This is a genomic window from Mesorhizobium sp. M8A.F.Ca.ET.207.01.1.1, assembly GCF_004794715.1.
Classification (GTDB): Bacteria; Pseudomonadota; Alphaproteobacteria; order Rhizobiales; family Rhizobiaceae; genus Mesorhizobium.
Map to the genome: position 1 here is coordinate 504,820 of NZ_SRUS01000004.1, position 26,694 is coordinate 531,513.

39 protein-coding genes, 1 tRNA gene and 2 pseudogenes are annotated in these 26,694 nt (G+C 63.4%); 22 read left to right on the forward strand and 20 right to left on the reverse strand.

Annotation, left to right across the window (positions count from 1 at the left end):
* Window positions 1-23: 23 nt before the first annotated feature.
* The gene (locus EN850_RS14765) at window positions 24-623 is read right to left on the reverse strand and encodes a DUF922 domain-containing protein (protein ID WP_135866162.1); all 600 of its coding nucleotides are present in this window, start codon (window positions 621-623) and stop codon (window positions 24-26) included.
* 101 nt (window positions 624-724) lie between these two features.
* On the opposite strand from EN850_RS14765, the gene EN850_RS14770 reads away from it, so the two are divergent.
* The 3 genes from EN850_RS14770 to EN850_RS14780 all read left to right on the forward strand — a co-directional run bounded on the left by EN850_RS14770 (window position 725) and on the right by EN850_RS14780 (window position 3,268).
* Window positions 725-1,213, forward strand: a complete 489-nt coding sequence (locus EN850_RS14770) for a hypothetical protein (protein WP_246689215.1) — start codon at window positions 725-727, stop codon at window positions 1,211-1,213.
* A gap of 265 nt (window positions 1,214-1,478) precedes the next feature.
* Entirely contained in the window at window positions 1,479-1,937 is a 459-nt protein-coding gene (locus EN850_RS14775) for a GNAT family N-acetyltransferase (protein ID WP_136091628.1), read from the forward strand.
* A 161-nt stretch (window positions 1,938-2,098) separates the two neighbouring features.
* Window positions 2,099-3,268: a PLP-dependent aminotransferase family protein gene (locus tag EN850_RS14780; RefSeq protein WP_189521967.1), complete on the forward strand. Its 1,170-nt coding sequence runs from the start codon at window positions 2,099-2,101 to the stop codon at window positions 3,266-3,268.
* Between the two features lie 15 nt (window positions 3,269-3,283).
* On the opposite strand, the gene EN850_RS14785 is transcribed toward EN850_RS14780, so the two are convergent.
* On the reverse strand, window positions 3,284-3,538 hold the full coding sequence (locus tag EN850_RS14785) for a hypothetical protein (protein WP_245520836.1): 255 nt from the start codon (window positions 3,536-3,538) through the stop codon (window positions 3,284-3,286).
* A 156-nt stretch (window positions 3,539-3,694) separates the two neighbouring features.
* Between EN850_RS14785 and EN850_RS14790 the strand changes: the two genes are divergently transcribed.
* The 5 genes from EN850_RS14790 to EN850_RS14810 all read left to right on the forward strand — a co-directional run bounded on the left by EN850_RS14790 (window position 3,695) and on the right by EN850_RS14810 (window position 7,322).
* Window positions 3,695-4,123 carry a VOC family protein gene (locus EN850_RS14790; RefSeq protein ID WP_136091629.1) on the forward strand — a complete coding sequence of 143 codons (429 nt, stop codon included), beginning with the start codon at window positions 3,695-3,697 and terminating at the stop codon, window positions 4,121-4,123.
* A gap of 236 nt (window positions 4,124-4,359) precedes the next feature.
* Window positions 4,360-5,319: an AraC family transcriptional regulator gene (locus EN850_RS14795; RefSeq protein ID WP_136091630.1), complete on the forward strand. Its 960-nt coding sequence runs from the start codon at window positions 4,360-4,362 to the stop codon at window positions 5,317-5,319.
* Window positions 5,320-5,543: 224 nt separating this feature from the next.
* Window positions 5,544-5,729 (forward strand): hypothetical protein, encoded by a 186-nt coding sequence (locus EN850_RS14800; protein WP_245520835.1) that lies wholly within the window; start codon window positions 5,544-5,546, stop codon window positions 5,727-5,729.
* On the forward strand, window positions 5,726-6,442 hold the full coding sequence (locus EN850_RS14805) for an outer membrane protein (RefSeq protein WP_136091631.1): 717 nt from the start codon (window positions 5,726-5,728) through the stop codon (window positions 6,440-6,442). Before EN850_RS14800 ends, EN850_RS14805 begins: the two co-directional genes overlap by 4 nt.
* 58 nt (window positions 6,443-6,500) lie before the next feature.
* Window positions 6,501-7,322 carry an outer membrane beta-barrel protein gene (locus tag EN850_RS14810; protein WP_136091632.1) on the forward strand — a complete coding sequence of 274 codons (822 nt, stop codon included), beginning with the start codon at window positions 6,501-6,503 and terminating at the stop codon, window positions 7,320-7,322.
* Window positions 7,323-7,400: 78 nt separating this feature from the next.
* Here EN850_RS14810 and EN850_RS36355 read toward each other — a convergent pair whose 3' ends face one another.
* Window positions 7,401-7,619 carry an RNA-binding protein gene (locus tag EN850_RS36355; RefSeq protein WP_189591111.1) on the reverse strand — a complete coding sequence of 73 codons (219 nt, stop codon included), beginning with the start codon at window positions 7,617-7,619 and terminating at the stop codon, window positions 7,401-7,403.
* On the opposite strand from EN850_RS36355, the gene EN850_RS37715 reads away from it, so the two are divergent.
* The 5 genes and pseudogenes from EN850_RS37715 (at window position 7,618) to EN850_RS14835 (ending at window position 12,306) form a co-directional block, all read left to right on the forward strand.
* Window positions 7,618-7,743, forward strand: a complete 126-nt coding sequence (locus EN850_RS37715; RefSeq protein WP_281407271.1) for a hypothetical protein — start codon at window positions 7,618-7,620, stop codon at window positions 7,741-7,743. The genes EN850_RS36355 and EN850_RS37715 overlap by 2 nt on opposite strands.
* A gap of 163 nt (window positions 7,744-7,906) precedes the next feature.
* Complete coding sequence (locus tag EN850_RS14820) at window positions 7,907-8,422, forward strand: hypothetical protein (protein WP_136091713.1); 516 nt, start codon at window positions 7,907-7,909, stop codon at window positions 8,420-8,422.
* Between the two features lie 105 nt (window positions 8,423-8,527).
* Entirely contained in the window at window positions 8,528-9,145 is a 618-nt protein-coding gene (locus EN850_RS14825; RefSeq protein WP_127278003.1) for a C39 family peptidase, read from the forward strand.
* A 23-nt stretch (window positions 9,146-9,168) separates the two neighbouring features.
* Window positions 9,169-10,248: a D-alanine--D-alanine ligase family protein gene (locus tag EN850_RS14830; RefSeq protein ID WP_136091633.1), complete on the forward strand. Its 1,080-nt coding sequence runs from the start codon at window positions 9,169-9,171 to the stop codon at window positions 10,246-10,248.
* A gap of 160 nt (window positions 10,249-10,408) precedes the next feature.
* Window positions 10,409-12,306, forward strand: a pseudogene (locus EN850_RS14835) (AI-2E family transporter).
* A gap of 39 nt (window positions 12,307-12,345) precedes the next feature.
* Here the strand turns inward: EN850_RS14835 and EN850_RS14840 are convergent.
* Both EN850_RS14840 and EN850_RS14845 read right to left on the reverse strand, forming a co-directional pair.
* Complete coding sequence (locus EN850_RS14840; protein WP_127870383.1) at window positions 12,346-12,531, reverse strand: hypothetical protein; 186 nt, start codon at window positions 12,529-12,531, stop codon at window positions 12,346-12,348.
* Window positions 12,532-12,621: 90 nt separating this feature from the next.
* Window positions 12,622-12,930, reverse strand: a complete 309-nt coding sequence (locus EN850_RS14845; protein WP_127870384.1) for a hypothetical protein — start codon at window positions 12,928-12,930, stop codon at window positions 12,622-12,624.
* A gap of 271 nt (window positions 12,931-13,201) precedes the next feature.
* Here EN850_RS14845 and EN850_RS14850 point away from each other — a divergent pair, with 271 nt between their 5' ends.
* Together EN850_RS14850 and EN850_RS14855 are read left to right on the forward strand one after the other, a co-directional pair.
* Complete coding sequence (locus EN850_RS14850; protein ID WP_127277998.1) at window positions 13,202-13,447, forward strand: hypothetical protein; 246 nt, start codon at window positions 13,202-13,204, stop codon at window positions 13,445-13,447.
* A 96-nt stretch (window positions 13,448-13,543) separates the two neighbouring features.
* The gene (locus EN850_RS14855) at window positions 13,544-14,605 is read left to right on the forward strand and encodes a PAS domain S-box protein (protein WP_246689216.1); all 1,062 of its coding nucleotides are present in this window, start codon (window positions 13,544-13,546) and stop codon (window positions 14,603-14,605) included.
* A 125-nt stretch (window positions 14,606-14,730) separates the two neighbouring features.
* Here the strand turns inward: EN850_RS14855 and EN850_RS14860 are convergent, their stop codons facing one another.
* The 5 genes from EN850_RS14860 to EN850_RS14880 all read right to left on the reverse strand — a co-directional run bounded on the left by EN850_RS14860 (window position 14,731) and on the right by EN850_RS14880 (window position 17,410).
* Window positions 14,731-14,964, reverse strand: coding sequence for a DUF378 domain-containing protein (locus tag EN850_RS14860; protein WP_127870385.1), 234 nt, complete (start codon window positions 14,962-14,964; stop codon window positions 14,731-14,733).
* A gap of 159 nt (window positions 14,965-15,123) precedes the next feature.
* Complete coding sequence (locus tag EN850_RS14865) at window positions 15,124-15,393, reverse strand: DUF982 domain-containing protein (protein WP_245511705.1); 270 nt, start codon at window positions 15,391-15,393, stop codon at window positions 15,124-15,126.
* An 85-nt stretch (window positions 15,394-15,478) separates the two neighbouring features.
* Window positions 15,479-15,685 carry a hypothetical protein gene (locus EN850_RS14870; protein ID WP_136091635.1) on the reverse strand — a complete coding sequence of 69 codons (207 nt, stop codon included), beginning with the start codon at window positions 15,683-15,685 and terminating at the stop codon, window positions 15,479-15,481.
* Between the two features lie 138 nt (window positions 15,686-15,823).
* Window positions 15,824-16,111 (reverse strand): hypothetical protein, encoded by a 288-nt coding sequence (locus EN850_RS14875; protein WP_127870387.1) that lies wholly within the window; start codon window positions 16,109-16,111, stop codon window positions 15,824-15,826.
* 924 nt (window positions 16,112-17,035) lie between these two features.
* The gene (locus tag EN850_RS14880) at window positions 17,036-17,410 is read right to left on the reverse strand and encodes a hypothetical protein (protein WP_135882018.1); all 375 of its coding nucleotides are present in this window, start codon (window positions 17,408-17,410) and stop codon (window positions 17,036-17,038) included.
* Window positions 17,411-17,485: 75 nt separating this feature from the next.
* Between EN850_RS14880 and EN850_RS14885 the strand changes: the two genes are divergently transcribed.
* The gene (locus tag EN850_RS14885; protein ID WP_136091636.1) at window positions 17,486-17,755 is read left to right on the forward strand and encodes a hypothetical protein; all 270 of its coding nucleotides are present in this window, start codon (window positions 17,486-17,488) and stop codon (window positions 17,753-17,755) included.
* 811 nt (window positions 17,756-18,566) lie between these two features.
* Here the strand turns inward: EN850_RS14885 and EN850_RS14890 are convergent.
* From EN850_RS14890 to EN850_RS14905, 4 genes are all read right to left on the reverse strand, one after another.
* Window positions 18,567-18,770: a CsbD family protein gene (locus tag EN850_RS14890; RefSeq protein WP_127279764.1), complete on the reverse strand. Its 204-nt coding sequence runs from the start codon at window positions 18,768-18,770 to the stop codon at window positions 18,567-18,569.
* A gap of 138 nt (window positions 18,771-18,908) precedes the next feature.
* Window positions 18,909-18,982: transfer RNA gene (locus EN850_RS14895), tRNA-Gln, on the reverse strand.
* Window positions 18,983-19,037: 55 nt separating this feature from the next.
* Window positions 19,038-19,334, reverse strand: coding sequence for a hypothetical protein (locus EN850_RS14900; protein ID WP_127870389.1), 297 nt, complete (start codon window positions 19,332-19,334; stop codon window positions 19,038-19,040).
* A gap of 361 nt (window positions 19,335-19,695) precedes the next feature.
* Entirely contained in the window at window positions 19,696-20,604 is a 909-nt protein-coding gene (locus EN850_RS14905) for an alpha/beta hydrolase (protein WP_136091637.1), read from the reverse strand.
* 336 nt (window positions 20,605-20,940) lie between these two features.
* Between EN850_RS14905 and EN850_RS14910 the strand changes: the two genes are divergently transcribed.
* A complete protein-coding gene (locus EN850_RS14910; protein WP_127279767.1) occupies window positions 20,941-21,237 on the forward strand; it encodes a hypothetical protein in 297 nt (98 codons plus the stop codon).
* Between the two features lie 92 nt (window positions 21,238-21,329).
* The gene (locus EN850_RS37720; protein ID WP_281041223.1) at window positions 21,330-21,464 is read left to right on the forward strand and encodes a hypothetical protein; all 135 of its coding nucleotides are present in this window, start codon (window positions 21,330-21,332) and stop codon (window positions 21,462-21,464) included.
* 63 nt (window positions 21,465-21,527) lie between these two features.
* On the opposite strand, the gene EN850_RS14915 is transcribed toward EN850_RS37720, so the two are convergent.
* The 4 genes from EN850_RS14915 to EN850_RS14930 all read right to left on the reverse strand — a co-directional run bounded on the left by EN850_RS14915 (window position 21,528) and on the right by EN850_RS14930 (window position 23,016).
* A complete protein-coding gene (locus EN850_RS14915) occupies window positions 21,528-21,773 on the reverse strand; it encodes a DUF982 domain-containing protein (RefSeq protein WP_135866170.1) in 246 nt (81 codons plus the stop codon).
* 11 nt (window positions 21,774-21,784) lie between these two features.
* A complete protein-coding gene (locus EN850_RS14920; protein ID WP_127279401.1) occupies window positions 21,785-22,021 on the reverse strand; it encodes a DUF982 domain-containing protein in 237 nt (78 codons plus the stop codon).
* A gap of 127 nt (window positions 22,022-22,148) precedes the next feature.
* Window positions 22,149-22,592: a GFA family protein gene (locus EN850_RS14925; RefSeq protein WP_127870391.1), complete on the reverse strand. Its 444-nt coding sequence runs from the start codon at window positions 22,590-22,592 to the stop codon at window positions 22,149-22,151.
* 244 nt (window positions 22,593-22,836) lie between these two features.
* Window positions 22,837-23,016, reverse strand: a complete 180-nt coding sequence (locus tag EN850_RS14930; RefSeq protein ID WP_015317039.1) for a DUF3606 domain-containing protein — start codon at window positions 23,014-23,016, stop codon at window positions 22,837-22,839.
* 635 nt (window positions 23,017-23,651) lie between these two features.
* On the opposite strand from EN850_RS14930, the gene EN850_RS14935 reads away from it, so the two are divergent.
* Window positions 23,652-24,110: a DoxX family protein gene (locus tag EN850_RS14935; RefSeq protein WP_136091638.1), complete on the forward strand. Its 459-nt coding sequence runs from the start codon at window positions 23,652-23,654 to the stop codon at window positions 24,108-24,110.
* Between the two features lie 27 nt (window positions 24,111-24,137).
* Here the strand turns inward: EN850_RS14935 and EN850_RS14940 are convergent, their stop codons facing one another.
* Together EN850_RS14940 and EN850_RS14945 are read right to left on the reverse strand one after the other, a co-directional pair.
* Window positions 24,138-24,443 (reverse strand): hypothetical protein, encoded by a 306-nt coding sequence (locus EN850_RS14940; protein WP_127279404.1) that lies wholly within the window; start codon window positions 24,441-24,443, stop codon window positions 24,138-24,140.
* A 79-nt stretch (window positions 24,444-24,522) separates the two neighbouring features.
* Window positions 24,523-24,792, reverse strand: coding sequence for a hypothetical protein (locus tag EN850_RS14945; protein ID WP_127279405.1), 270 nt, complete (start codon window positions 24,790-24,792; stop codon window positions 24,523-24,525).
* Window positions 24,793-25,277: 485 nt separating this feature from the next.
* On the opposite strand from EN850_RS14945, the gene EN850_RS14955 reads away from it, so the two are divergent.
* The 3 genes and pseudogenes from EN850_RS14955 to EN850_RS14965 all read left to right on the forward strand — a co-directional run.
* Window positions 25,278-25,640: a hypothetical protein gene (locus EN850_RS14955; protein WP_136091639.1), complete on the forward strand. Its 363-nt coding sequence runs from the start codon at window positions 25,278-25,280 to the stop codon at window positions 25,638-25,640.
* Window positions 25,641-25,644: 4 nt separating this feature from the next.
* Window positions 25,645-26,055, forward strand: coding sequence for a hypothetical protein (locus tag EN850_RS14960; RefSeq protein ID WP_246689217.1), 411 nt, complete (start codon window positions 25,645-25,647; stop codon window positions 26,053-26,055).
* Window positions 26,012-26,671 (forward strand): annotated as a pseudogene (locus EN850_RS14965) (terminase family protein); the annotation flags it as partial. The gene EN850_RS14960 and the pseudogene EN850_RS14965, both read left to right, overlap by 44 nt.
* Window positions 26,672-26,694 lie beyond the last annotated feature (23 nt).

Sequence of the window (26,694 nt, forward strand, 5' to 3'; positions counted from 1 at the left end):
CGCCGCAACGCGCGGTGGCCTTCTCAGCCGCCATTCACCAGGGCAAGAATGAGCTTTTGCAGATTGCCGCCCTGGCCGAGTTCGACGCGGTCGAAATCGCGGCTTGCCTGGCGCTGTGCCTGCGAGAGCGCGGCCAGGCGTCTGGTCATCTCGGCCCGGATCTTGCTGCATTTGGGGTCATCCGCGACGGTCAGGCCGACTGTCACCGCCTCGATCTTGCGCACCATGTCGACAATGGTCGCGCCATGCACCTTTTCGTGGGCGCTGACCCCGGCGAGGAAAACCTCCCAGTTCTTCTGGATGGCTGAAGGCAGCGGCGAGGAAGGGCTGGGCAAGGTGTAGGTGATGATGAGCCTGGGCTTGGCCGAGACCAGCACGCAGGCTCCGGCACGCGGCTGATAATCCCTGGTCCAGGTCAGCTTGAAATTGGTGTGGGCGATAGCGCGGCCGACGCCGACATTCGGCCCATTCTCGCCGATCGAGCGGTAGAGCTCCGGTCCGGACTGGCCTGAAATGGCATAGGTCTCGACCTTCTCGACCGGCTTCCATTCGGCATGGGCGGCGAGCGGCAAGGCCACCAGGGCGGCGGTCAGAAGACACAGGCGAACACAGGCTCTCGACACCGCTCTCTCCAAGGCGCGCGGCCTTGCCGGACGGCAATGCCATTCAACGGCTTTTCCTATATGCTGCCGGCGGGTGCTGCAAATGCCCGGAGGGGGAAGTCATGAGAAGATATTTCGTTGCCGCTGGCGCCTTGACGGCATTGCTCGGCGTGCAGCCGGTTCTTGCCGCGTCCTGCGGCTGGAGCGCCAAGATGAAGGAAGACGAGGGCGGCAGCGTGCTGACCGCCTCCGTCTGCGGCGGGCCGAAAGGCGACGCGCATCTGATGCTGACCTGTTTCGACAATCCGATGCTGAGCTACGATCTGGGCGACAGCGGCCAGCAACTGGAACCGGGCATCAGCGGCGAGTTCGACTTCAAGGCCGATGGCAAGACGGTGACCAAGACGCTGCAGCTGGAGGCCATGTACAATTATTTCGTGGTCGATCTGGCGAAAGCCGACCCGCTGCTCGACCTGCTGCGCTCGAAGGGAGATGTGTCGGTCAGCGCTGAGAAATATGGCGATATCAGCTTTCCCCTGAAGGGGTCGAGCGCGGCCATCGGCAAGGTGCTGGCGCAATGCGGCAAGGCCAAGCCTGCCGATGGGGATTGAACCTCAAAGGTTGCGCCGCCCCTCATTGTCCTGCCGGACATTTCTCCCCGTATAGGGACGGGGAGAAAGACGCTGTCGCCGGCGATTTCGCCAATTGCCGACGCTTGGGAACAGGCGCCGAGGGATGCCACAGCATTCTTCTCCCCGTCACTATACGGGGAGAAGGTGCCGGCAGGCGGATGAGGGGCAGCGCAAGCTTCCGCCCATTGATCTCCATTCCACTAGCGGCTTGCCCTGGTGAACTGCCGGCCGTATCTCATCCGCCATGACCAACATCCAATTCCGCAAGGCGCAAGCCTCTGACCTGCCGGCCATCGTCGCCATGCTCGCCGATGATCCGCTGGGAGCGAGCCGCGAAGATGCCTCGTTGCCGCTGGCGCAAGGCTATGTCGATGCCTTCAACGCCATCGACGCCGACCCAAACCAGCTGCTTGCGGTGGCCGTCGACGGCGCGGCGGTGATCAGTACCTTGCAGATCACCTTCCTTGCCGGGCTCTCGCGCAAGGGCGCGTGGCGCGGGCAGATCGAGGCGGTTCGCGTTGCCGGCGGCAGGCGCTCCGGCGGCATCGGCAAGAAGATGTTCGAATGGGCGATCGGGCAATGCCGGGCGCGCGGCTGCGGCCTTGTCCAACTCACGACCGACAAGGGCCGGGCGGATGCGCACCGCTTCTATGAAGGGCTCGGCTTCACCGCCAGCCATATTGGTTACAAGAAGAGCCTTTAGACACGGACGCCGACGGCGACTGGCGTATAGCGGAAGCCTTTCAGGCACTATTCAAATCGGCTGACAAAGCGGATATAGGTCAGTCAGGTTGACCTATTGTAAATACGTCCGGGAGGCGTGTCTTGACCCTTTTGAACCTGTTGGCGTCGCGTTCGTCGCGCATGAAGGCGTCGGAAATCCGCGAGCTGCTGAAGCTGCTCGACCAGCCCGACATCATCTCGTTCGCCGGCGGCATTCCCGATCCCTCGCTGTTTCCGGCCGATGCCATCCGCGACGCCTATGCCGATGTGCTGGGCGGGGCGGAAGCCGGGGCGGCGCTGCAATACCAGGTCTCGGAAGGCTATCTGCCGCTGCGGAAGTGGCTCGCCGGACAGATGGGCAAGCTCGGCATCGCCTGCGACGAGGCCAACATCTTCATCACCTCCGGCTCGCAGCAGGCGCTGGATTATCTCGGCAAGCTGTTCCTGTCGCCGGGCGATACGGCGCTGGTGACATGGCCGACCTATCTCGGTGCGCTGCAGGCCTTCAACGCCTATGAGCCACGCTACGACCGGCTGCGCCCCGAAGGCGGCAACATGACGCCGGCGGCCTATCGCGCCGCTGCCGCCGCCAATGGCGGGCGTGTGAAGTTCGCCTATCTGGTGCCCGACTTCGCCAATCCGACCGGCAACACGCTGGACCGAAAGCAGCGCGAGGCCGTGCTCGACCTTGCCGGCGAGCTCGACATCGCCGTCATCGAGGACGCCGCCTACCGGGCGCTGCGTTATGACGGCGAAGGCGTGCCGCCGATCCTGGCACTGGACTGCGCGCGCTCCGGCGGCATCGACAAGGCACGCACGCTCTATTGCGGCTCGTTCTCGAAGATCCTGTCGCCGGGCATGCGCGTCGGCTGGGTCTGCGCGCCGCGCCACGTGATCGAGAAGCTGGTGCTGATGAAGCAGGCCTCCGACCTGCACAGCCCATCGGTCAACCAGATGGTGATGCACCGCGTCGCCGAATCAGTGTTCGACAGCCAGGTGGACAAGCTGATCGGCGCCTATCGCGAGCGCCGCGACGGGTTGCTCGATGCGCTGGAAGCCAACATGCCGAAGGGCGTGACCTGGAGCCGCCCGGAAGGCGGCATGTTCGTCTGGGTGACGTTGCCGGAAGGCACCGACGCCACCGAACTCCTGGCGCGGTCGGTGAAGGAGGCGCGCGTCGCCTTCGTGCCGGGCAATGCCTTCTACGCCGACGGCACCGGGCGCAACACGCTGCGGCTCTCGTTCACGCTTGCCAACCGCCGCGCCGTGACTGAGGGCATTCCACGGCTCGCGGCGCTGCTCAAGAGCTAGGCCCGCGGCCGGCGCCTACGCCGGCACGTTCACCAGATATTTGAGCTTCGCAAGTCTGGCGCGGGCGAGCTTGCGGATCGGCTTCTGGAAACCCTCTTCGCCGGTCTCGACGACGAAGACCAGCGTCTTTAAGTCCAGCATGAACTCATCGATGGCCCGCGTCGTCTGTTCGGACCTGTCCTTGAACCGGCGCAGCAATGCGTTCGCTTCCTCGATGCCGTCGGCGCCGGCGCTGTCGACCAGCGCTTCGAGCCTCTGAAAACAATCCAATCGCAAGTCCTCCCGCCGCGCCACCAAACTTGCCGTCAGCCGAAAAGTTCCATCGGGCCCGAAGATTTTGTCGCTGGTTGTCAGCAGATCCACGTGCCGCGCGTTGACGCCCTGCCGCCCGGGCCTAAATTCGAGGCCTTGCGAGGAGGAGCTTTCATGGAAACCCAGGAATTGCATCGCGGCCGGCTCATCGACCACCTCCAGCTCGTGGTGCGGGATCTCCCCGCCAGCCGGCGTTTCTACGAGGCGCTCTTCCAGGTGCTCGGTGTTCCGATCGGCGGCACCGGCGAGGACTATTTCTGGGCCGACGAATTGTTCATCTCCAGCGCCGACAGCCGGGCCGCACAGGGAAAGCTGACCGGCCGCCATCATCTGGCCTTCCAGGCCAGGGATCACGCCATGGTCGATGCCTTTCACAAAGCCGGTCTGGCGGCCGGCGGCACGGACAATGGAACGCCGGGCGAGCGGCCCTATCATCCCGGCTATTATGCCGCCTTCCTGCTCGACCCCGACGGCAACAACATCGAGGCCGTCCACCACGGCCCGGCCCACCGCAGCGCGGCCTCCGTGAAGATCACATTTTAGGGGCATTCGGCCGCCGAAGCCACCGCGCCAAGCCGATGCCGGTGATTCCGGCAGCATGTGCCGGGTATTTGGAAATTCGAACGCCGGGCCGGCGAATCCGATCGGATTCTTGACCTGTGCGGCACTGAAATTGTCCTGCAGGGCATGGATAGCGGCGCCTCTGGACAACAGGCAAATCGGTCCCATACGGTGCGGCTTCAGGGAAGACGCGTGCGCGGGAAAGGCCGGGTTGCTCGTTGAAAAAGAATGTCTTCTCGTCGGTCGACCTGCCGCCGCATCTCGACGACCGCGCGCGTTTCGCGCTCTGGCAGGACATCCATGTCGCGGAGATATGGTCGGTCGAATACGCCATCTCCGCGAACGTGCCTTTCCAGGCGGATATCGAAGCCACCGCGATCGGGCCGCTGGTGCTCGGACGGATGGCCGGGACGATCAGGCACGCCAGCCGCAAGACCCGCAACATCGCCGATGACGGCCGCGACGGCTACCTGCTGCTGGTCAACGATGGCGACACAAGCCTGAGCGGCGTGCAGACTGGCCGCGACTACAGCATCGGCAGGGGCGAAGGCGCGCTGGTCTCGGCTTCGGAAGCGCTGGAAATGACCGGCGGCGACCACAATGTCTGGACCAATGTCGTGGTGCCCCGCGAAATCCTGGAAAATGCCTTTGCCCATGTCGAGGATCGCCTGGCGCTGACCATCGGCGCCGACAATGAAGCGCTCGACATGCTCAAGCGCTACTGCGGCTTCCTGGAAGCGGGACCGGCGTTGCTCTCGCCCGATCTCGTCGCCCACGCCACCGAGACGATCGTCGACCTGATCGGGCTGGCGACAGGCGCCAAGGGCGAGATCGCCGAGCTTGCGGGCGTGCGCGGCTTGCGCGCGGCAAGGCTGCAGGCCATCCTGCAGAAGATGCGGGACAACTTCGCCGATCCCGGCATCTCGGCCCAGCACATCGCCCAGCAGTTACGGCTTTCCGCGCGCTACGTGCATGATCTCTTGCAGGAGACGGGCTCCAGTTTCGCCGAGCATATTCTCGAACTGCGCCTGCAGAGAGCCCATCGCATGCTGCGCGACCGGCGCAACGACCGCATGCGGGTCAGCGAGATCGCGCTGTTGAGCGGCTTTTCCGACGTCTCCTATTTCAATCGCTGTTTCCGCCGCCGCTTCGGCTCGACGCCAAGTAGCGCCAGGTAGCGTCTCCGACAGCGATCCCCCGTGGGATACCCGACACATCGATCGAGTGAGGCCGAATGGCCACACGGACGGGGAAAGCACAGCCGCGCTTTACCCGACAATTCGGGTGCGGCCCAGCCCAAGACGCGGCCGGTGGACAATGCAAAACCGGGTTCTCGACAACAGCTGGATCTCCGCGGGCATCAACGCGGCGGAGAACGACAATTGGGGCAGCAGACAACACAATGAATACTCTTCTTCTTGCAACCGCCATCCTTCTCGCGCCGGTCGGCGCGGCATGTGCGGCGGACATCGGCGAAACCGCGCCGGCCGGTTACGACTGGTCCGGGCTTTATGCCGGCGCCGACGTCGGTTACGCCGCCGGAAAGTCCGGCGGGACACGGCATCTTTTTGGGGGCGGCAAACAGTGAAGACGATCCTTCTGGCAACGATCCTTGCAACGGTGCCAGCCGGCATGGCGTTCGCCGCCGACGCCACTCAAACCTTGCCCGTGGCTGCCAGCTACAGCTGGTCCGGCGGCTATGTCGGCGCGCAGGCCGGATATGCCTGGGGGAACGCCAGGGTCGGGCAGACTTTCGCGCCAGGGGCCTTCGACGATTATGGCTGGGGCTACGGCCCGTCCGGCGGTTTCGGCGGTCTCTATGCCGGCTATGACAAGCAGTTCGACGGCGGCCTGGTCCTCGGCATCGAGGGCGACTACAGCTTTGCCAGCGTCAAGGACACCACACTCTATCGGGCGGCTGGCGTAGACGATCCCGGCTTCGGCGGCGTGCTCGAACTGGAGGCAGTCGGATCGGTTCGCCTGCGGGCCGGCTATGCGATGGATCGCTGGCTTCCCTTCGTCACCGGCGGCCTGGCGATGGCGAAGTACAAGCACACCACAATCGCCCTTCCAGGCGGAGCCGCCTATGCCGATGTCGAGGACACCGTCAGCGGTTACACGCTGGGCGCGGGTGCCGAATACGCCGTCACCGACAATTGGCTGGTTCGGGGCGAATACCGCTTTGCCGATTTCGGCCGCCACCCCTCGACACGCATCGCGGTTCCCAGCGGGGTCCCCTTGCACGATGAGATCAACCTGAAGACGAACGATATCCGGCTCGGCATCGCCTACAAATTCTGAACAGTGCTTATCTTTCGCCGCTGGCGCAGCGTCGGAAATTCGTATTCGAGGGCTCCAAATGCATCGCTTTTCCATCTGCCTCGCGTCGCTGATCGTTGCGACATCGGCTCGCGCGGCGGATATCCTGCAGTCGCTTGCCACCGAGACGGCGGTGGCGCCGCGTATTTCCGGTTATGGCGAACTCTATCTCGGCGGACTGCGCTTCGTCGGCGACGATTACACGACGCGGGCCGGCGGCGGTGCCCTGCGCGTCAACATCCCGTTTGCACAGCGCTGGAATTTGCAGGGTGATCTGACTTACGACCGCATATGGGGCCACTATTCCCCACTGGACAACACGCGCGGCGCTATCCACGGCTATTACCGCGATCCCGACCGTTTTGCCGCCGGCATCTTCGCCGCCTACACATCGGTCGGCGAAAGCGGCGTCACCGTGAACAACTATGCTGTCGGCCCGGAAGCACAACTCTATCTCGGCAACCTGACCCTCTATGGCCAGGCCAGTGTCGGCCAGCTCACCATCAGCGACTTTCACGGCGACCAGTGGGGCGTGCGCGCCGTGGCGCGTTATTTCGTCCGCAAGAACTTTCGCCTCGATGCGGAACTCGACTTCAACCGAACCGACTACGACGGCACCAACGAGGACGTGGTCGGTGCGGCCGTCCAGGCCATGTACCGGTTCGACGAGACGCCCTGGGCGGTGTTCGGACGCTATGAATTCGAACGGAGGAAGTTCGAAACGTCCACCCAGGACCTCAGGGCAAACAAGGTCGTCATCGGCCTGCGCGCCAGCTTCGGCAGCGACTCCCTCTTCGACGAGGACCGCAACGGCGCGACCATGGACACTTATCGGCCCGCTTCGGTGGTCAACACGAAGTGAGCCGGCGGCACGGCTGCAAGCGCGGCCATGATCGCATCGGAATTTGCTGCATGACTGGAGGCAATCGCGTCCCGCCGCTCACGCTTGGGCGGTGCGTCGCTTCGAAAGCGACTGCCACAACTCGGTTTCGTCGGTGAAACCATCCTCGAAAGCTTCCATAACTTCGCGGGCGAGCTGGTCTCTCTGATCCTTGTCCTTGAGGGCCAGACGGCGCTCTCGGCACAGTTGGTCGAACACCTTCTGGAGAAGGTCCAAATCTTCGGACGTGAACATGCTGGTGAATTTTGAGAAAGCCATGGCGCTCTCCTCGCTCGTCGGGGCGAAAGCACCTGAGTTGACTTTCAAGCGTCCGTTTGCCTCGGTTGGTGCGGACGACAAGGCACACTACACCCGCGGCGGCGGCTTTACGAATCTTTCGTAGTCGTAGAACCAATCCGGCCATCGCTGCCTTGCGTTGCCAGATCGGTGGCTGCGGTGCTAACCGAAAAAGGCGGACGGGAATCGGCGTTGAAGCAATGCGCGCCGCCTTTCTCAACAACATCCCGAACAGAACATCTCTTGCCCACCGTGGAGAAACAATTTTCATGCAAAAATCAACCAAGGCGATCCGGGTCGCCGCGCCGTTGCTTGCGATTTTGGGCATGGTCGCACCATTCATATTACCAATGACTCATATATCTTCGGCGCAGGCTCAGGAGGAATATCTTCCGACCCAGAAGGACTTTGTCGGTAAATGGCAACTCAGCGGCGCCACCACCCGGCCGCCGCGCGACATGAAGGATGCGCCCACGCCGGAACAGGAAGCCGCCGCCAATGAGTTCCAGCAGACGGTGACCGCGTTTTACGGCGCGTTCGATTATCTGGAGATCACGGCCGATGGCCGCTACAATTTCCATCAGCCCGGCGACCCGACATCGGGTTCCTGCGTCTGGTGCGGAACCTGGTCCTTCAGCAAGAGTTCGCTATGGCTCGAGCTGGACACGGCGCCCAGGCTCGATATCTACGCCAAGGGCGGCGACATCCAGATGACCTACACCGCCGAACCCGAGGAAAAATCGAAATACGCCTGGCTGGTCTTCGGCTGGACGAAGGTTGATTAGACGGCGCCCCGCGACTCCCCCGAGCAAATTCGACGGGGTCCGAGCGGCTTTTCATCAATCTCGTATTCTCGTATACGAGATTGATTGGCTACCCGAGGAATCCGCATGAGTCCACTGCCTGAAGCCGTGCCGTTTTTCAGTCAGTGGGAGACGCCCGACATGACGCTGGCGGTGCTCGCCGATGGCGCCGAGGCCGCGTTGCGGCGGGATCCGCTATGGCAGGGATCGGGTGCCGCCACGCGCGACGAATACGCGGTCTGGGCCGCCAATGTCTGCGGCATGGCGTGTCTCAAGATGATCCTGGCGACGCGTGGCCAGATCGTGCCGACGATCGAACTGGCAAGACGGTGCACCGGATATGGCGGCTATGTCGTCAATGAAGGCTCGATCAAGGGGCTGATCTACGCGCCTTTCGTTGCCTTCGTGAAGCAGGAATTCGGCCTCGAGGCCGAGGTGATGACCAATGTCGCGACGGCGGACATTCCAGCGATCCTCGCCCGGTCGCGCTTCTTCATCGCTTCGGTCAGCAGTTCGATCCGCTGGCCCGAGCGCGAGCCGCCATCGAAGGGCGGACACCTGGTTCTGGTCACCGCCGCGTCGGATGAGGGTTTTCGCTTTCACAACCCATCCGGCCATACCAGCGCCACACAGGCAAACGCAGTGTTGGCGCCAGGCGATTTCGATCGTTTCTTCGCCAATCGCGGCATTGCCGTCGCCATTTGATTTTCGACAGTTGAGGGATTTCGATGACCGGAAAGATCAGGGTTGCCATCCTCTATGGCGGGCGCTCGGCCGAGCACGACGTGTCGCGGCTGTCGGCGGCCAACGTGCTGAAGGCGATCGACCGGACGCGCTACGAGGTGGTGCCGATCGCCATTTCCCGGGAGGGCAGGTGGCTGCTGCAATCCTCGTCCGAGGCTGGCGGCGATGGGGCAGGGGCTCCGGTGTCGGAGGACGGCGTGGAGGTCGCCCTGCTGCCCGGCGGCAAGGGCCGGCTGATCCCGGCGTCGCACGAGGGGATACGGGCTGACCTTACGCCTGTCGATGTCGTCTTTCCCGTGCTGCACGGTCCGTTCGGCGAGGACGGCTCGGTGCAGGGCTATGCGGAAGTCGCCGATGTCGCCTATGTCGGCTGCGGCATTCTGGCTTCCGCCGCCGCCATGGACAAGGACGTCGCCAAGCGGCTCATGCGCGAGGCCGGCCTTGCCGTCGCCCGCTCGGTCACCGTGCACAGAAGCGATGTCGGTTCGTTCCAGGAGATCGCCGGGGCGCTTGGGCTGCCTTTCTTCGCCAAGCCGGCACGCCAGGGCTCGTCCTTCGGGGTGAGCAAGGTGAACGACGGGGATGGCTTTGAAGCGGCCGTCGAAACGGCTTTCCGCTACGACGGCAAGGTGCTGATCGAGGAGTTCGTCGAAGGCCGCGAGATCGAGTGCTCGGTGTTGCAACGGGCAGGCGGCTCGCTCACGGTTTCGCTGCCGGGCGAGATCATCCCGGCCGGCAAGCATGGCTTCTACACCTATGAGGCCAAATATCTCGATGCCGACGGCGCGGTGGTCAAAGTGCCCGCCGACGTCCCCGCCGCGATCGCCGACAGAGCGAGGGACATGGCTGGGCAAGCCTTCAAGGCGCTGGGCTGCGAGGCCATGGCGCGCGTCGACTTCTTCCTGCGCGCCGACGGCTCGCTGCTGGTCAACGAGGTCAACACGCTGCCCGGCTTCACCGACATCTCGATGTACGCCAAGGCACTGGCGGCGATCGGCATCGGCTACGCGGAGGTCATCGACGCGCTGATAGAGCACGCGCTGGCGCGGCACGGCGTGCGCTGATCCGATCCGGGCAGGCAGCCAGTCGGAAGGCCGGTGCGCCCTTTCAGCACGGTCGCCACGCCGGATAAACTGCGCCTTGAACGACGTGTGTTTCACCTCTGGCTAATGTTGTACGCCGGCTCTATATGCCCGATCATGGAGCCGGCAGGAGGGACATGGAATGGCGGCCAATCGTCGAAACGGGATGGCATCGCCGCCTCATGGGTTGGAGGAAATTCTTTCGCCCGCCGCCCCACACCCTCGAACGTCATTGCCCAATGTGGCCACCATCGTCACCACGGTGGCGGCGCTCTATTTCGGGCGTGAGGTTTTCCTGCCGATAGCAATCGCGCTGTTGCTGACTTTCGCGCTCGCCCCTCTTGTGTCCGCGCTCAAACGGGCCGGTATTCCCCGGATTGCCGCCGTCATCGTCAGTGTATTGGGGGCGTTCGCCGCCCTTGCCCTGTTCAGCTTCATTGTCGCCACGCAGGTCAGCGAACTGGCGCAGAACATCCCGGTCTACCAGACCAACATCCTGACCAAGATCCGCTCGCTCAAGGAGACCGGAGTCGGCGGAGGGATCATTGCCAGGTTGGGCAAGGTTGTCGAACGTGTCGGCCAGGAGATCGACAGGCAGGAGACGTCGCCGCCGGCCGCCACCCCGGAAAAGCCGCCGCGTGAGCCGGTGCCGGTCGAGATCGTCTCGCGCGAAAGGCCGCTGGAGGTCCTGCAGAACATAGTCGGGCCGCTGATCAGCCCGCTCGGATCGGCCGGGCTGATCATCGTGGTCGTCATCTTCATGCTGCTCGAGCGAGAGGACTTGCGCGACCGCTTCATCCGGCTTGTCGGTTATGGCGACCTTCACCGCACCACCGAGGCGCTTCAGGATGCCGGCAAGCGTGTTGGCTATGGGGATTGCTCGCGCTAGCCCTGCGGTTTGTTCCTTACATCGGGCCTGCCATAGGCATGCTGCTGCCGCTGTTCCTTGCGCTGGCCGTGGCGCCAGGCTGGTCGCTCGTGCTGTGGACAGCCGCCCTGTTCGTGGTGATGGAACTGGTTACCGGCAATGTCGTCGAACCCTGGCTTTATGGTTCGCGAACCGGGCTGTCATCCCTCGCGATCATCGTAGCGGCCATCTTCTGGACGTGGCTCTGGGGGCCGCTTGGGCTGGTCCTGTCAACACCGCTCACCGTGTGCCTGGTGGTGCTGGGCAGGCACGTGCCGCAGTTCGAATTCCTCGACGTGCTCTTCGGCAACGAGCCCGTGCTCGAACCCCATGCGCGCCTCTACCAGCGTCTGCTCGCCGGTGATCCGGACGAGGCCACGGACCACGCCGAAGAGATGCTGGAAGAGAAATATCTGGTCGATTTCTACGACAAGGTGGCTATTCCCGCACTTCTGCTGGGCGAGCAGGACCGTGCGCGCGGTGTCATGGGCGATCAGCAAAGGCGGCAGTTGGCGGCCAGTGCGCAGGCGCTGGTGGCAAACCTCGACGAAAGTGCGCAGGAGGAAGCGGATGAGGAGGATGGCACGCTCGTGGCCGCGGAGGCGAGCGACGACGGTGAGACCGCCGGCGAGGAGGAGGCCGACCTGCCCGACGGCACGGATATGTCGGTGCTTTGCGCTGGCGGGCGTGGCGAGCTTGACGACGCCGCAGCAGCCATGCTGGCCCAGGTCCTGGAAGTCCAGGGCACGACGGTCTCGAAGGCAGGCTTTGCAGACATGGAACCGGGAGGTATTCGCCGCCTCGAACTCGACACCGTCGACACGGTCGTGGTTGGCTTCCTGAACACGGATTCCATCAAGCACGCCCGGTTTCTGGTTCGCCGGCTAAAGCGTACGAAAGCAGCGCTGCGGGTGGGAATCGTGTTCTGGTCGGAGACCGGAAATGAGGACAAGGACGCAGCCGCCAAACTGGCCCAGGACATCAACGCGGATTTCGTGGCGCATGGCATGATGGATGCAGTGGTGGGCGCACTGTCGAACGAGCCGCCGGTCGCCCTGAAGCTCGTTGCCAAACGCCGCATGCGGCGTCAGCGGGCCACCCCAAGAAAGGCCTCGGCCACCGCTGCGAGCTAGGGCAATTCCCGGAAAAGTGTGTAGGGGTTTCGCGGTCGTTTACATATTTGAAGCAACGTCGCGGGAGGAGGGCGGCTTGGGCTTGTGGGCTGGCCGCATCTTCGCGGTCTGGTGGGGAAGGCGGGAAACAGGTTTGACCGGATTTCCACCGACCGGTGCCTGAACCTTGCGGCGCCGGAGCCAGTTGGAAGACAGTTCGGCAAGCAGACTGCGCAGGGTCTTCACAACATTCTCCTCCGTCGGGCGATGCAGTAACCTCCAGAGACCGGACTTGTTCCACTGCGCTTGGAGCCGTGGCGGTCCGCAGGCTTTTCACTATTGCATCGAGGCTGACCGAGGAAGATTGAACGGCATGACCGCACTCTCCTCGCCATTGTCGACGAGCCCGTTCCCACTCGCAGCCAAGCCGTTGCCCAGAGCGTCGAATTCGATTGCCGCGCCAAGCACCTGGGCAGCGTGCAGGACAAGGTATTCGACATCCTCGAGGGCGACATTCTCGGCCAGGTTTCGCACCCTGATCTGTTCCGCCACCGCGCTGATGTTGACGATGCCTGCCATCTCAAAGGCCCTCTGGACCGCCGAATTGACGTCGTCCAGCAACCGCGAAGAGTATTCGTACCGCATTTAAACCTCCCTTGGAGGGCTTGTTTCTATCCATGTCGCAGCATGCGCCAGGTGGACGCGGATGACAAGCGAATTCTCAAAAATATTTGAATAAAATCAATAAGTTAGCATAGTGATGCAAGTGGGGGTCCGACGTCTTATTCTCATCATGGGTTAGATGCGCCGTTCCCCCACTGGCGGCACTTGACGCATTATGAGGCAAACCCTATTTATTAGCTGAACGAGGTAGATACTAACTCGACACATTCTCAGCTCCAGCGAGGAAGCTTAGATGGCTGACCTGGAACGTCCGGAACGGCTGCAGATCATGCTCACCGTTGACGAATTGATGGCCCTGGAAAACTGGCGCTTCGAAAAGCGCATGCCGAGCCGCTCCGCCGCGGTCAGGGAACTGTTGCGCCGGGGTCTGGCCTCCGATGGTTTCCTCGCCGCCGGGCAAGGGACCAAATCGCAGGAATTCGGCGTGCTGGCGCCCGAGGTCGATGGCAGAAGGCCAAACGGCGGGACAGCTGAGTAAGCCGGGAGCTGCGGATTCCTTAATTCCGTCAGGGGGGCGATTGCCTCGATTGGTTTGCGGGCTAGTTAGGTGGCCATGACGGAATTCCTGGCGGCGATGAGTGATGTTGAAGACAAGGGACGATTGGGCGCGAGCGCCGATGCGCGGCTGGCGGCGATTGTCGATTCCTCTTTCGATGCGATCATCAGCAAGGATCTGACCAGCGTCATCACAAGCTGGAACCTCGCTGCTGAACGCATGTTCGGCTACAGCCCCGAGGAAGCGGTGGGGCAGTCCATCCTCATGCTGATACCCGACCACCTCAAGGGCGAAGAGACGGAGATCATCAGCCGGGTTCGCAGCGGCGATCGCGTGGCGAGCTATGAGACGACCAGAAGGCGCAAGGATGGCTCGCTCATTGCCGTTTCGCTGACGGTTTCGCCAGTCAGGAACGGCGTAGGCGAGATCATCGGCGCTTCGCAGATCGCCCGCGACATCTCCGCCGCCAAGGAGAGCGAGCGCCGCATCAGGCTGTTGATGCGCGAGGTCAACCATCGCGTCAAGAACCAGTTCGCGGTCATCCTGTCGATGGTCAGGGAGACGAGCAAGCGCTCGAGCGACCCGCAAGAGTTCGAGGAACTGATACGCGCCCGCATCATGGCGCTGTCGCGCTCGCATGATCTGCTCGTCACCTCGGAGTGGGCGGGAGCGAGCCTCTTCGACCTGATCCAGGAGCATCTGAAGCCCTTCGGCCGCGAGGAGCAGATCCTGCTTTCCGGGCCGGTCCTGACGCTGCAGTCGAACGCGGTGCAGAACCTCGGCATGGCTTTCCACGAGCTCGGCACGAACTCGTCCAAATATGGCGCCCTGTCCAGTGATGCCGGCCGGGTCGAGATCACCTGGACGATAGGCTCTAACGCCTTGGGCGAGCGTGAATTCCAGTTGACCTGGGAGGAGACATCGAAGCCTCGTCCCGGCGACCGGCGCGACGAGACCACGCGCAAGGGGTTCGGCACCGTCGTGCTGCAGCGTGTGGCGCCGCAGTCGCTGGGTGGCTCAGCCGTTCTGGAACGGTCGCCCGGCCATTTGAAATGGCGACTGAGCGCGCCCCTGGCCTCCATCATCGTGGCGCAAGCCGGTACCGAGCCCATCGCCGATGCGGCGGGTTTGGGTATTTAGATTCGAGATTTCAATAGGTTGTCCGTTCGATCCTGAACGAGGAAGCTTGGTTGCCGCCGGGCAGGTGCGCGTAGAAATAGCGGTCATGGTGGGGCGGCGGGGGACCCCGCCGCCCGTTTTACCGGTCACGGATGATGATGGATATGCCTTTCGGCATCGACTTCGCCAACCGTGAAGCTCTGGAAGCCCGGCATGAGCTGCCATATGGCGGCAAGACCGATGACCGTATAGGCGAGGCGGGCCAAGGTGGCTCCTCCAAGGGCCGTGCCGATCACGTCATAGCCCGTTACGCCCATGGCCAGCCAGTTGAGACCACCAAGGATGATAAGGGCGAGGGTGACGAGGTTCATGATGCGCATAAACGCCTCCTGATGTTGCCTGAACAAACGCCGGAAGAAAAACGCCTGTGGTTTCAGGAGGTTCCGTCAATCACGGAATTGTGAACGGTGGTAACGAGCGTGAGCGGCGGCTGGGCGCAATATCTGGCTGGGTGCAGGCCGCGTTGCAAGGCCTGGAGCCTATTCGACCAGGACATGCGCCTCGCGCGCGGCCTCGACAAAGGCCTCCCTCGCGATATCCGGGGAAACGTCGCCACTCGTGGCGCGACGGCAGGCGCGTAGCGCCGACTGATGTTTCAGGCTGCCGGCATCGCGCCAATGTGTCGTGAGGAGTTCGATGGCCTGTTGTGTGTTGGACAGGTTGCGGGTGGCTCCGGTGACGCCGACCGAAACCACGACGGGCTTGGAGAACCACGCGGTTTGCATTGGAACCTCGACCATGTTGCGCATGGAACGCGCGTGGCCGCGCGAGGTTTCATATCAGCCGATCACTGTCGCGTGAGGCTCGGCCCGGCATCTCCCGGCAAAACAAGGCCTAGAGGATGTTGGTCGTCACCTCGACGATGATCGCGGCGCCTTCCAGGCCGCCGTTGGGCACATGCACGACACGCGAGACCCGCAAATCCTGCGGGCTTCCGTCGACCGACAGGGAAACACTCTCTCCAATGCGCGGCACGGCCTGGAAGGTGGCGTTGGTGGCGTTCGGCCGGTTGTCGATGGATATGCGGCAATTGACGGTCATGGAATGTCTCCTGTGGCTGGCGGTGCCCGGTCGTCAACGCGGGGTCCGTGAAATGGTTTCAGGAGGGCCGGGGCAAACCGAGTGACCTGCCCGATGTCCGCCTGGCGGCCAACGGGCGGTCCGACGGCTTCCAGGCTTCTAGTTGGCTCTCGGAACGAAGTAGTTGGTGGTGACCGCATCGCGGCCCATCCCACGCGTGACTTGAACCGTGGCATAGCCTTCCGGGGGAATCGAGCCGGTCGCCGTCCGGTCGACCTGCTTGCATCGGCCGACCATTTCGCCGCCCGGCCACGGTGCCAATCTGACTGCAAGGGCCGCTTGGCATTCCTCGAGCGAGGAATAGGCGACGGGCTGCGACTCCATGGGCCGGCAGAGCGATGCGTTGCATGAAAGCATGATCATCACCGCCGCGGTTGCCGGATCCATGAAACTCTCCTGTTGGCCGACAACGTGCAACGGGACGCAAGGTTTCATGCCGGGGATCGAGCACCGCCCCGTGGGCATTCGGCTGCGCTTCTTCCAAAGGTATTCGACGCCCGTAATCGAAACTGCTTGGCCAGGGAAGCGACCGCGCTTAAAGGCCCGGCCCGGTCCGCGCCTTTGGGTAGACCAAACGCCGGAACATCAAAGGCCAAACGAGGATATCGTCCAAGCGTTCTGGTACCCGAGGCGCGGCTTGGTATTCGCTGCGTCGGTCTGGGTCGACGTTGCTGTTCCGGTTGCAGTGCAGTCCAATTTTGCCGCCACTGCCGCCTTGATCGATAGACCAGCGCATGTGTTCGCAGCAGTGACTTTTGCCTTCTTTTCGTGCGCCGCAGCGACACTTGAACCGGCGAGGACAAGCGCCAGGCAAACGAGAGCCATTTTCATTAGAGCCACCTATTTTAGTGTAATCTAAATTAAAGTTAACGTAACGTTAACTGGCCGTCAATCGCGACGGGGTCCAGGGCGGAAGTCGCCGTCCTCCTGCCATTCTGAATTGTTCATCCAAGGCCCCAGGCGCCCGCCTGGGGCTGGACTACGGAGGCACGATGACTTGGATTTTCCGGTGCGAGCGGTCCTAGCAGGCAGGGCACCGGCCGACATCCTACCTGTATCCCGATTGGCCGATCGGTAGCGGATCTGAAGCGATCCGGCCTGATTCCGTTCAGAGAGTTCGCTTGCGGTTTTCTGCCTGGTTCCCGTTCATGGACCCGAACCACATCCCCGATCGCATGTCGACACGGGGGTTTTAAGGACTACCGGCAGCCGGGCCAAGCTGGAGTTCCTCCCGGCGGCTTACGATGCTCAGCACAAATGCCGTTTGCTGGTTTATCCCGCCCGGCGCGGACACACTCTCAGGTCCAGATACTAGCCTAAGCCGCGAAGCGCTGCAGCGCTCGCTACATTGGAAAGAATTTCACGGGATCGCTCTATAAGCCTACGGTTCCCCTCGATGACTTCCTGAGTTTCCTTGATGCGACGCTCCGTTTCATCCAAGCGGTCAACCAGCTTTTTGGTGTCATCGATGTGTTGCATGACAATGGCCACCTTATCATGATCCGCGTCCTCCCGGCTCAACAACTCGCGCGGGATGGAAGTTGTTCCCTGATTGGCCCATGAGCCGGAGGCTTGCGTGACGGTTGATCCACGGAGGAAAGTTTGCGTCAGCCGAGGAGGCGGCGACATGAAGGCCGCGGCAAAGCGATTTTCTTGAGCATGCGTCAGAACGTTGTTGATGGCCATCGGCTCCGCCCTTGCCAAGTCAACCGATAGGAACATATTCCTCGCGCGGCAATTTCTGCAATCTGAGGCCGCATCATGTCCAAAACCATTGCCGATGCCATTCGCAACCGCGAGACGTTCTACGTCACCTGCGGGCATCCGATGTGCAATCATTCCCTCCAGATCGACTTGCAAGCGCTGGGCACCCGCCTGGGGCTCGACCACGGCGCCATGCATAACGACTTGGTGAAAGTGTTCCGGTGCGATCTGTGCAAGCGTGCAGGCAGGGGTCAGCGGCCGGTGTTCTTCACCTGCATCCCTGATTATGGCGCGATCGATCGGCGGAGGAACAGTAGCAAAGACTGACTGGCGGTCTGGCCGAGTGCTCCGCTGGCGGGCTACAGTTTTACGCTTCGCGGTTCGTATGATCGGGGGGCCGGGAATGCGGCGGCTCGGCGCCGGAGTTTGGAGGGGAGCGCCGAGCCTAGCCGGCCGGTACCTGTGGGGGGCCACGGGGTCCTGCCGGGCTGCGCCGACTATGCCCCGCCTTCCAATAAGAACGAAGTCATCCGAAAGGAGGTGTCCTTGCGCGACATTGGCCGCGTCATTCCCCGTCCGCAACCAACCCTGCCGCCACCCGTTGACCCTATGCTGGGTAGATCCCTAGCACTTCTGTCTCTTCCCGCCGGTTTCGCCCGGCGGGCTTTTTCATGCCTGGAACATTCTTTGGAGGCGGGCGTTAATCATATCGTGGTCGATTCTTTAGGATGTAGCCACGCCCAGGGCCCGTCGCGGGGGGCCACGCGGCGGGCCTTCCATTTAAGGCAAGCAAATTCAATAACGCTGGCCAACGGCTCGTGGCCTGGCTTTTCGAGCTAGAAGAGCTGACGCAAATCGCGTTGGTCGGCCGGCTGGCCGCGGCTTAGTCTCCAGATGGTGACGACGTGGTTTGCCAGGCTTTGTTGCATGAGTATGGAGTTTCGAAAGTTGGAACTATTTTAGCGCACGCTGATTGAATCATCGGCAGCCGGGGTCGACTGCTGACCAACGTCCCTCCAAGGCCTTTGGTCGGCCCGCGTCAGAGTTGGGTGGCGCGGGCCATCGCTTTCGGAGGCCGGGGAAGGTTGCGCGAGTCCCGTGCATGCCGAAGACGAAGGCTGGATTCACGGTGCCTTTCCTACCAGCCCTGCCTGCTATACCAGTCATCGATATCCCGACGGGCGCGATCCTTTTCGATGCCGTAGCGCTCCTGGATCTTGCCTTCGAGCTGATCGCGTTTGCCGGCGATGCGATCGAGATCATCGTCGGTGAGTTTTCCCCACTGTTCTTTGACCTTGCCCTTCACTTGCTTCCAGTTTCCCTCGACGCGATTCCAGTCCATGACAACCTCCTTCGTTGGAAAAAGGCGCAACGTCGTCGTGTCGAGGAAGTTCCCAAAAGGCCATCTGTGGCGGCCTTCGGGGGATCGATGCATATTCGACGATACGTCAAAAATTGCATCTAAGTCATTGGTTTTGTTTGGTTCCCGCTCATGGGCTCGAACCACGATTCACGCCTTCAAAGGGCGCTGTCCTACCATTAGACGAAGCGGGAAAGGCGGGACGTTATGGCGTCCTTGCGGCTTGCCGTCAATTCGGACCACCGGCCGTCAATTCGGGAAATCGACGCCCGGGTCCTGGCAGCGATAGACCGGGCAGGTACCGTCGCGGGACGGGATATAGGCCGACATCGGGACGTCAGGCCAGTCGCACTCGTTGCCGAACTGCCTGACATAGCGGTCATAGGTGTTGCGGCCGGTGGTCAGCACCACGGCGCGATGGCTCTGGATCATGGCGCGAATCTCGCCGCAACTCATGGAGCGGCTGTCGGGACGGGCATCGGCCAGGCCGGTCGTCGCGAGCACGGCGCCGATGGCCATCAACAGGGTCAGAACGCGAGCGGACATTAGGGTTCTCTTCGGTTTGACTGAATTGCACATGCGGCCGGTCCGGATTGGCGCTGGAATGGCCGCTTGCATTGTCGCACACAACCGCTTTCGTGTCTGTTGGGTTCCGCGCAACCAAATCGGGCGTCGCGCATTGCTGGGCATGGACGGCAGGAAACCCTACGAAACACCGCAATGGTGGCCCGGAAACGAGGGCCGTGAGGCGATGTGCTGTTCCTTCTGCGGCGGCCGCGACCATCGTTTCGAGGAGTGTCCGCGAAGATCCGATCCTTTCCGGCCTGGTGAACCCGACGGCGACGATACAGCGGAGCAATCAGTCGGCTGATCCGAGGTGACTGGCAGTGGCTAACCGGGGCGGTGGCTAACCGGCACCGGCCTTGACCTCGCCGAAGAAATCGATCAGCGCGCCAGCCGTTTGCCCGGGCATTTCCTCGGGGAAGAAATGCCCGCCTGACATAGCGCGGCCACGCACGTCATCAGCCCAGTTCCGCCACAACGCCAGCGGTCCGCCTTCGCCGGCATACCATTGGGACAGCGCGCCTTGCCCGCTCCACAGTGCCAGCACCGGGCAGGCGATGCGCCGGCCGGCGGCTTTGTCCGCCCGGTCGTGTTCGCGGTCGAGCGTTGCCGCCGCCCGGTATTCCTCGCAGATCGCATGGATGTGGGCGGGGTCGCGCAAGGCATCGACATAGGCCTGGCGGATGCCGGCTGGAAAGACATCGGACGACGAACCCCAGCCGCCCAGCGCATTGTCGACGATGGCGTCGGGGGCGCCAGCCAGGATCTTTTCCGGCAAGGGCGCGGGCTGCGCGAGCAGGGACCACGGCCAGTAGCCGAGGGCCAGCCGGGCATCGGCCCGGTCCCAGGCATCGGCCGTGGGCACGATGTCGAGCACGGCGAGTTTTTTGATAGGGCCGGGATGGTCGAGCGCCAGGCGGTAGGCGACACGCCCGCCGCGATCATGGCCAGCGACCATGAAGCTGGTAAAGCCGAGTTCCGCCATCATCGCCACCATGTCGGATGCCATGGCCCGCTTGGCATAGGGCGCGTGATCGGCGCTCGATGCCGGGCAGGCGCTGCGGCCATAGCCGCGCAGGTCGGCGCAGATGACGGTGAAACGTTCGGCGAGCGCCGGCGCAACGTCGCGCCACATCAGATGGGTCTGCGGAAAGCCGTGCAGCAAAAGCACCGCCGGTCCGCCTCCGGAGCGGCGCACGAAGATGCTGGCGTCCCCGATGTCGACGTCGATAGGCTGGAAATGCTCGAACATGGCTGGCCTCCGGCACAGGCAACGGCTGGAGAACGGAGTTGGTTGCAGCGCCTTTTGTGCAAGCGCCGGCTCTTTGCGCCGCGAAGGTGGCTCGCCGGCGCGATCGGCGTCGCCCGCGGCCTTGGCCCCTGGCCGGATTCGCAATGCTGATCGTGGCAGGGCAGCTGCACCGCCTCGAACCCAGGGCCGGCCTTGGAGTGAGGGCGACAGACAGCCGCTCCGGCCCCAGAGGCAGGCCCTCTTCGCCAACCCATTGGGCCAACCTTTCGGGCCGACGGGCGTTGTCCCACTGAAGGGAAGGCCGCCGCGGGCGGCTGTTCAACGAAGGAGGCCGAGATGAAAGCTCTCGCCATAGCATCATGCGCCACGATGCTGGCCGTGGCGATGCCGGCCGCGGCACAGACGGCTCAGCAGATACCGAACCAGCAGGGCGACAAATGCCGGGTGCAGACGGATCAAGGCGGCAAGCAGCAGTCCGGCAGCGGCGACCTAAGCGAAAAGCTCAGTGATTGCGGCGGCGTGTTGAAGCCGCCGGCTACCGGCGACCAAGGCATGGCCGCGCCGGCGCCCGATGAAGGCAACACACCGGTAATCAAGCCTGGCGAAGTGCCGCCCCAGCCACCGAAGCAGTAGAGTTGGTTTAGACGACATTGCAGTGCCTGCAGCGGAACCTCGCGAACCAGGAAACGTTTCTATGACAAGACGGACCTGGGAAGGATTGGATCGTGAGAGATATTGCCGGCACCGCCACGTTGCTTGCCTCTATTGCTGTTGTGATCGTCCTGATGCTGATGGCGCCGAAGAGCTTCGGCTTCGAGAGTTCCCACCCGATCGTCAACGGCGATCTGCCCACCCAATGATCGAAAATGGGTCCAAAAAAAGCAGGCGAGTTCGCCTGCTTTTTGTTTGGGCATTGCCTTGGCCTATCGGACCAGAAGGCCGGCGTGATCGCACAGCGCGGTAAAGGCCTCCTGTGCCTGTGCCGCGCCTTCATTGTTGGTTAGCGCCGCCTCGATCTTCTCGCGCGCGGCCTGGTAGAAAGGGCCGCGCTTGGCATGCGGCCAGTCGATGAGGACTTCACTGGCGTCCTGGAGCGTGGCCACCTCACGGATCGTGTCCGATCCATGCGGCTTGACCCGCAGCGGTGTCGACAGCATCAAATCGGCCATTGGTTTTCCCGCTATTGGAGGATGCGCGCTTCACGCGCGGCGTCGATCATCGCCCGCATCGCCTTTTCCGGCGGCGTCCAGCCATCCAGGGCATCGCGGCAGCTGCGCAGTGCCGCCCGGTACCGCCGGCCCCGGCCGGCCGGCCAGTCACCAAGGCATTCCAGACCTTCCCAGGCGCTGCGCACCACGCGCTCCCGTTCGGGCGCGAATTTCAGGCGGATCGGTCGGGGAAACATCTTGTCGTTCAACGGTCGTCTCCATGAATCGCATGGCGGTCAAAACCGGGGGCAAGCCGACATGCACAGAGGAAGCGCCGGATAACGTGGCCGACAGGGCAGGGTTCCAGGTCCGGACGATCAATTTTCAAGCTTGCGCTCAATCGCTCGCGACGGCGTCCGACAAGGCTCTCGGCGCTGGCAGATCCGCGCCCTCTGCCAGCGGCCGGTCATGCTCGAACTGCTCGGCGTCGGGCAAGGCATGCAGCCAGGTTTCGCGCCGGCCGGTCCACAATTCATATTGCGGTTCAAGGTCCGTCGGCGCGACGTCGAGACTGCCGAGCATCACCTCGGCCTCGTTGTCGTCGACCCAGGCGACGCGGCTGCCGCAGGTCGGGCAAAAGCTGCGTGTGCCGTAGCTTGCCACTTCGCCCGATGTCTCGAAGGCATCGCGCGGCCAGATGGCAAAGGCGGAATAGACCGAACCGCTCGCCTTGCGGCAGTCCTTGCAGTGGCAAAGGCCAACCCGTGACGGCTGGCCGGTGACGACGAAATGCACGCCGCCGCACAGGCAGCTACCGGTCCTGCGTGTTGTCTCGGACATGGTTGCGGCCCTCCGTTTTCGCCACCCTGGCTGTCAGCCATACGGCTGTGCAGCCGATGCTTCGTCAGTTTGGCATGCCACGGGCCGGGCGGGACAGATGCTCGTCTGCCATTTCGTTGGCCAGGATGAGAAACCGGGAAAAAGACATCCTGTTCACCGTACCGCCGGGCCCGGTTGACGCGGCCCGCAGCAATCTTCAACGCCATCCAGGTGAAATGGTTGCCGCCTTGCGGGCCGCGTTCTTCTATCCGCGCGCGGCCATGTGGTTGTCGAGCTTCTTGCGCGAGGGGCCATAGCGCTTGATGATGGTCTGCGCCTCGCTCTGCGGAATGCCGTATTTGCGCGCGAAGGCGGCGACCTCATAGGTCTCCTCGCTCGAGACCAGCTTGCGGTCCTGCTTGGTCTTCGATTTGTCGTCGGGCATGGCTGGCCTCACTTTCTGTAAGCCGCATGGTTGCGCGGACGTCTAGATGTCGCGGTCAGACATAACACGGATCGGTCATGCTGGTTCCATGGCGGATGGCGGCGACCGCCGGGCGCTTGCCGCCGGCCCCGGTTCAGGCCGATGGAAAGGCCGAGTCGGCGCCGTGGCCGTCAGTCGCGCCGCATTCGGCGCAGGGCGCGCTGGCGCCGGGGCAGCCGCGGTAATGCGTGCCGGCGGGACAGCAAAGGCCGTTTGAACTCGTCCAGCGCGGGCACTGGAAAACCTGCCCAGTGCCGCCGCAGCCATCGCACTCCAACACCGGTGACCGGACCAGATAGGACTTCGTTCCCAACCTGACGCTTGCGCCCAAAACTCGACCCACCCCAAAATCACTGCACAGGACACGCCGTGCATTAGCCCCAGCTAACAATATCACGTTGCCGGTTACGGACAAGTTTCAGGATCGTTAATTGTTCATGAATGCCCGGCGCATGTTGTGGGGGCTGACGATCGGCGCCCTGCGCGTGCTCCGAAATCGGAGAGAAAAAAATCGCCGACTCATGAAAAATCGCTGGCCCATGTCGGATCCGCGCGTGGCGGCGCGTCCTTGGGGCTGATGAAGCTGGAGAACAACCATGTCGTCGCAAATCGCACAATCGCCGTGGCAGACCGCGGCCCTCCTCGTTGCCCGGCTGATCTTCGCCGCCGTCTTCCTGATGGCGGTGACCTTCAAATTCATGGGCATGGAGGCCACGGCGGGCTATATCGCGACCGCCGGTTTCCCGTTCCCGCTCTTCCTCGCCTGGTGCGCGGCGATCCTGGAGGTTGCGCTGGTGCTGTGCTTGCTGAGCGGCGCCTTCTTCACGCAGGCCGCCCTGGTCGCCGCCGCCTATGTGCTGTTCCTGGCCTTTGCCTTCCACGGACCCAGCCACTGGTCAGGCAACCAGGCCGAATTCGGCTTCTTCGTCGACCATTTTTCATTCCTGGCCGGCCTGCTGTTCGCGGCGGTCCATGGACCGGGGAGGATTCTGGCGCTGAACCTGGGAATGGCCGGGCAGGGCTTAAGTAGCCCGCCCGGGGCAGGGCTTAAGTAGCCCGCCCGGCAAGGCGCGAAGAGGACCTTACATCTGGTCGTTGTAGGGCTCCTTCATCTGGCCGACCATGCGGGCCAGCTTCGAGAAGGACGGCATGTCCGCCTCCGGCTGGCACTGGTTGGCGAGTTCCAGCAGCCGGATCGGGAAGTTGACGGCGTCGCGGCTCGACGCCGACATGCCTCCTGATCGCTCCTCGCCGGTTTCGGAGGCCTCGGCCTTGCGCAGCGCAATGTCGATCTCCTCCGCTGTCAGCACGCCCTTCTTGACCAGGACGTGGTTGATCGAGGCGACGGCCATCAGCAGGCCTTCGAGTTGCAGGTTGGCGACGTTCATGGATTGCTCCCTCCATTGATCGCAGTGGAAACGCGTCAGCGGCGTTTCCGATCCCAGGACGCTGGCCGGCCGGACGCGTCTATTCCTGCGTCAGGCGCTCGCCATATTCGCGCCACACCGCCTTGACCTCGAGGCTGCCGAGGCGCGGGATCGAGGGGTCGCCGCAGTCTATGGCGACGGTGCTGATGTCGTAGTTGGGGTAAGCGTGGGCGACGAAGCGGATCGCTTCGCCAAGCGAGTGCACCCGGATGATCGGATCCGCCTGGCCCTGGCCAGTGCTGCGCACACCGGAAACCGTGGCCGGAGCGTGCCGCATCCTGAAGACGGATGCCATGGCTGGTCTGTCCATCGTCCTCTCCTAAAAGGCCGTGCGACGGGAATCATTCCATGAGCTGCCGCTGATGATTTCACAGGAGCCGGCTGTTGAAAAGCCTGATGAATGTCAGGGCCGCGGTCATGCCCCCTCCAGCTAGATGTGAATTTTTTCCTAGAAGCTCGTTGACCGGGTGAGGGCAGCCATGCTACATATTTGTCCATGGTGCTGATTTGCGCCAACGACCCGCCGCCGAGGCGGGTTTTGTTTTTTGGCGCCATGCCAGGAACGCCGCTGCGATTGCAAATCTGAATGCTGGCGGGACAGCGCCCCCCTCTGTCCTGCCGGACATCTCCCCCACATGGAGGGAGATCGGCAGCTTTGGCGCTCCGCCACTCCATCAGACGTTGGAAATTGGCGAAAGCCGGCGAGTGCTTAATCTCCCCCCTCGTGGGGGAGATGTCCGGCAGGAGAGAGGGGGGCGCCGTAGAGCGCTACCTCCGCGAGATGCGAGAAACCCCATGCCCCGCTATGCCACCATCATCACCGGCGATGACGGCCTTGAGGTCGTCAGCGCCATCGGCGAATTCGACGGCGCGGGGCCGCAGGCGCGGCTCGGCCGTGTCGAGGCGGTGGCGCCCGGCGTGCTGATCGGGATGGTGCGGGACGCCAGCGGTGGGTTTTGCTTTCCGCGGGCCGGCATCGACAGCCGCGCTGTCGGCCTCGCCATGGCGAAGCTCAAGGCGCGGGCCGGGGCGGCAAAACCTGCCGCAAGGCCGAAGCGTGGCAAGCGGGCCGGGAAGAAGACCGTTCGCTCGAAGAAGGCGGTCCGGCGAAGCAGATCGGAGCCGCCCAAGGCGGCGACCGGCGATGCCTTGGGGTAGGCCGATGGCTGACGAAACCGACGCCGCGCCGAAGCGCCGCAAGGCAAGGCCGGCGAGGCGCAAAGCCGCCGCCAGCCCGGCAGCGGCGAAGGCGCCCCGCCCGAAGCGGACGAAGAAGACGCTGGGCGACGATTTTCTCGCCGCCGTGCGGGCCGATTTCCGGGCGCACGGCGCCGGCGTCCTGGCCGAGGTGCGGGCCGACAAGCCCGACCAGTATCTGAAGATCGTGCTTTCGGTGCTGCCCAAGGACATCGATGTCGCCATCAACCAACTGGACACGCTGAGCGATGAGGAAATCCGCAGCCGCATCCGCGCCCTCGAAGCCATCCTCCGGCCGTTCCTCGACGAAACCTCCGATCCCGGCCCCGCTGATGCCGGCGAGCGCGGAATATCTGGCGCTGCTGGCGGAACTTGACCGCCGGCGCCGCGCCAACCAGTTGGCGGCGTACAAACCGTATCAGCGCCAGGCCGAGTTTCACGCGGCCGGCGCGACCAATCGCGAGCGGCTGTTCATGGCTGGCAACCAGCTCGGCAAGACCAGAGCAGGCGGCGCCGAATGGGCGATGCACCTCACCGGCCGCTATCCCCAGTGGTGGCAAGGCAAGGTTTTCGACACGCCGGTGCGGCTATGGGCCGCCGGCGTCACCGGCGAGGGCACGCGCGACAACCCGCAGCGCGTGCTGGTCGGCCCGCCGCAGCAGCAGGCGGCATGGGGCACCGGCATGATCCCGGCGGATGCGATCGCCGACACCATCATGGGGCGCGGCGCGCCCGGTGCGCTCGACAGCGTCGTGGTGCGCCATGGCGGCGGCGGCGATCTGCAGGCCGGCGAGAGCGTGCTGTCGTTCAAGAGCTTTGAAAAGGGCCGCGAGAAATGGCAGGGCGAGACGCTGCACGGCGTCTGGTTCGACGAGGAACCGCCGCTCGACATCTATTCCGAGGGCCTGACCCGCACCAACGCCACCGGCGGCATCACCATCGTCACCTTCACGCCGCTGCTGGGGATGAGCGATGTGGTGCTGCTGTTCCTGTCGGCGGGGGAGGTGGAGAGGAT